Annotated in this window: 3 protein-coding genes; all 3 read right to left on the bottom strand. The window is 62.9% G+C overall.

Annotated elements, in window-relative coordinates:
- Window positions 1-1239 (bottom strand): PEP/pyruvate-binding domain-containing protein (locus tag GSQ92_RS11335; RefSeq protein WP_159013457.1); only part of this gene is annotated, 1239 nt, incomplete at its 3' end.
- 121 nt (window positions 1240-1360) lie between these two features.
- Window positions 1361-2584 carry a Gfo/Idh/MocA family protein gene (locus GSQ92_RS11330; RefSeq protein WP_216856801.1) on the bottom strand — a complete coding sequence of 408 codons (1224 nt, stop codon included), beginning with the start codon at window positions 2582-2584 and terminating at the stop codon, window positions 1361-1363.
- 253 nt (window positions 2585-2837) lie between these two features.
- Window positions 2838-3900: CoA-acylating methylmalonate-semialdehyde dehydrogenase (gene mmsA / locus GSQ92_RS11325; protein ID WP_159013455.1), on the bottom strand; the 1063-nt coding region annotated here is incomplete at its 5' end.

The following is a 3900-nucleotide window of genomic DNA, read 5'->3' as shown; positions in this document are numbered from 1 at the left end:
AGCGGCACCCGGGCTCGCGGGCAAGCCACGGCCAAAGAGCGTCCGCTTCGCATCGGGGTCGAGCATCGGATGCAGCAGTTGGTCGAGCGAGGCCGGGTTGATGCGCCGCACCGCTTCCGGCTTGTCGATCAGCCCGGCCTGAGCCATTTCGACTGCCATGCGCAGCCCGGCGGTGGCCGTGCGCTTTCCGTTGCGGGTTTGCAGCATGTAGAGCGTGTTGCTCTGCACGGTGAACTCGATGTCCTGCATGTCGCGATAGTGCTGCTCCAGCGTTTCGCGGACCTTCAGCAGCTCGGCATAGGCCTGGGGGAGTGCCTCCTCCATGCTGACCTCGCCGGGTTTCGCACGCGCCTTGGATAGCGGTTGCGGGGTACGGATGCCGGCGACGACATCCTCACCCTGCGCATTGACCAGGAACTCGCCGTAGAAGATGTCCTCGCCGGTCGAGGGATCGCGGGTGAAGCACACGCCCGTCGCGCAGTCCTGGCCCATATTGCCGTAGACCATCGCCTGCACATTGACGGCGGTGCCCCACTCGGCGGGGATGTCGTGCAGCCGGCGATAGGTGATGGCGCGCGGGTTCATCCAGCTGCCGAAGACCGCGCCGATCGCGCTCCATAGCTGGGCCTGCGGATCCTGCGGGAAGGGGGCGCCGGTCTCGTTCAGCACGAGATCCTGGTAGGCCTCGACGACCTCCTCCCATTGATGGGAGGTCAGCGGGGTGTCTTCCACCACGCCGGCATCGATCTTGGCTTGCTCGATGATCTCCTCGAAGCGGTGGTGATCGACGCCGAGTACGACGCTGCCGAACATCTGGATGAAGCGGCGATAGCTGTCCCAGGCGAAGCGGCTGTCGCCCGATGCCGCTTCCAGTCCGCGCACCGTCTCGTCGTTCAGGCCGAGGTTGAGCACCGTATCCATCATGCCGGGCATCGACACGCGCGCGCCCGAACGTACCGAGACGAGCAATGGCTTGGCCGGATCGCCGAAGTTCAGGCCGACGGCCTCCTCGACCCGCGCCAGGGCGCTGCGTACCTGGGCGTCGAGATCATCCGGGTATTTGCGGCCATTGTCGTAGAAGGCCGTGCAGAGATCAGTTGTGATGGTGAAACCGGGCGGCACCGGCAGGCCGATCCCGGCCATCTCCGCCAGGTTCGCCCCCTTGCCGCCGAGCAGGTTGCGCATTTCGGCGCGGCCCTCGTTATGGCCGGCCCCGAAGTTGTAGACCCACTTGGTCATCACATCAGCCATTACACGGCTCCCGTGGTTTCCAGTTGCAGGAAGCGGCTAGCATCGGCCACTGCTGCCAGGCCTTGGTCCTCAGCCACTGGCGGACTCAACGGTTGGTCCCCAGATTTCTTCACAGCAACGGCACCCAGATGCCACCCGCCTCATTGCTGTTGGCGCAAGCCTCAATGAACCGCACGCCCGCGGCTCCTGCTTCAGCACCGGTGTATCTCACAAAGCCATCCGGCAACGCGACACCTGCCCGCCGGGCAGCGATCGTGAAACCAACCTCCGCGTAAAGGTTCGCCCAGGCATCGGTGAGCGCTTCACCATGGCCGCGTGGCAAATGAACGAGCCGCTCGGCTGCTGGAAGCATGCCGTTCCCTTTGCCACGATGGATGATCTGCTCGGGGCTGCCGACGAGAGAATAGCGGAGCTGCTCTGGGTATTCCTGATCCCATTCCAGCCCGCCCTTTTCGCCGAACAACCGGAGGCGTAGTCCGGCAGCATTGCCAGGCGCTGCCTGCGTGACCCAGAGAAAGCCCGGTACGCCGCCGGTCAAACGGAGACCAACGAAGGCTGTGTCTTCCATCGGCTTTGGCGCGCCACACACATGAAACTCGGCGCGGAGTTCCTCGGCATCGAGCCCAGATATCGTCTTCAGGAGGTGGTACGCGTGCGTCCCGATATCGCCGACAGCCGAGGTTCTCCCGACCTTTCTGGAATCCTGGCGCCAGGCTGCGGCTCGGTTGTCCGACGCGAAGGGAGCGGTCGCCCAGTCCTGTACAAACTCAACATGAGCCTGCCGTATGCGCCCGATCGCTCCTTGCTCCACCATGACAGCCGCCTGGCGGACCATGGCGTGGTGGGCAAAGGAATAGGTCAAAGCCAAAGTCAGTCCCGATTTCTCCTGCAACGCGACGAGTTGATCGGCCTCGGCAACCGACATCGCCATTGGTTTGTCGAGGATGACATCGATTCCGCTTTGCAAGAATTCAGTCGCTATCGCTGCATGCGTCCAGTTCGGCGTGCAAATCGCGACTGCTTCAATCCCATCGGGGCGGGCTGCTTCCGCGGCAGCCATAGCACGGTAGTCAGCATAGCTGCGTCCGCCGTCAATGCTCCAGTCGATAGCGGAAAGTGCCGCTACCTTTGGGTCCGTCGACAAAGCACCGGCTACAATATCCCAGTGGCCGGAAAGGCGGACCCCGGAAGCATGCCAGCTTCCGACTTGGCCGCTACGGCCACCGCCCACAAATCCCAGCCGCATCCGGCGGCCAAGGGGCGGCCTACGGAGGCCTTGCTGCATTGTGAAATCAGTCGCCGGGAGGTTGGACGGATCGCACTCTGTCATCATTGATATCTCCCTTTTGGGGCCTACAGCCGGGCCGGAGGCGATTGTTCCCGTTTCAGGAAACGCTGCGCTTCTAGTCCGGTCCCGCGGTCCCGGCTCGGCGGCGAAGGTCCGATGTACGCCAAAGTTCGGGGGCGCGCCCCTGCGCATTTCCATCTCTTTCGAAGGGAATAATGCGATAGCATCCACCGACGGAGCTCTGGCGTAGGGAACTACCTTTTCATGCGTTCCCGTCGTCTCAGCCACTCATCAACCGTCAGGCTAGCGTGGGCATCACGAAGTCGGCCCCGGCGCGGATACCGGCCGGCCAGCGCGATGTCACGGCCTTATACTTGGTGAAGAACCGCACGCCCTCTGGCCCATGCATGTGATGGTCCCCAAATAGTGAGCGCTTCCAGCCGCCGAAGCTGTGATAGGCCATCGGCACAGGGATCGGCACATTGATGCCGACCATGCCGGCCTGGACCTGATGCATATAGGCGCGGGCGGAATCGCCATCCCGGGTGAAGATCGAGGTGCCGTTGCCGAATTCATGCTCGTTGACGAGCTTGATGGCCGAGGTGAAATCATCGGCGCGGACAACGGAAAGAACCGGCCCGAAGATCTCTTCCTTGTAGATCTTCATCTCGGGCGTCACGTTGTCGAACAGCGTCCCGCCGATGAAATTGCCATTCTCGTAGCCCTGCAGCTTCAGGCCGCGGCCATCCACCACCAGCTTGGCGCCTTCCGCCACACCGGCATCGATATAGCCGGTGACCTTGTCGAGATGGACCTTCGTGACTAGTGGACCCATTTCTGCCGAACTATCCGTGCCCGGCCCGATCTTCAGCGCGCGCACGCGCGGCGCCATGGTCTCGATCAGCTTATCGCCGATGCCACCCACCGCAACGGCCACCGAAATCGCCATGCAGCGCTCGCCCGCCGAGCCATAGGCCGCACCCATCAGCGCATCGACAGTCTTGTCGAGATCGCAATCCGGCATGATGACGGCGTGGTTCTTCGCACCACCCAGCGCCTGCACGCGCTTACCGTTCGTGACGCCTGTATGATAAATATACTCCGCGATCGGTGTGGAGCCCACGAAGCTCACCGCCTGGATGCCTTTATGCTCCAGGATCGCGTCAACGACTTCCTTGTCGCCATGGACCACGCTCAGAACACCATCCGGCAGCCCCGCCTGCTTGAGCAGATCGGCGAGCAGGAGCGAGGCGCTGGGATCGCGCTCCGAGGGTTTGAGGATGAAGCAGTTGCCGCAAGCGATCGCCATCGGCAGCATCCATAGCGGCACCATCACCGGGAAATTGAACGGCGTGATGCCA

This window comes from Acidisoma sp. S159 (genome assembly GCF_009766125.1).
Lineage (GTDB): Bacteria > Pseudomonadota > Alphaproteobacteria > Acetobacterales > Acetobacteraceae > Acidisoma.
This window is presented reverse-complemented; position numbering and strand designations above follow the sequence as displayed.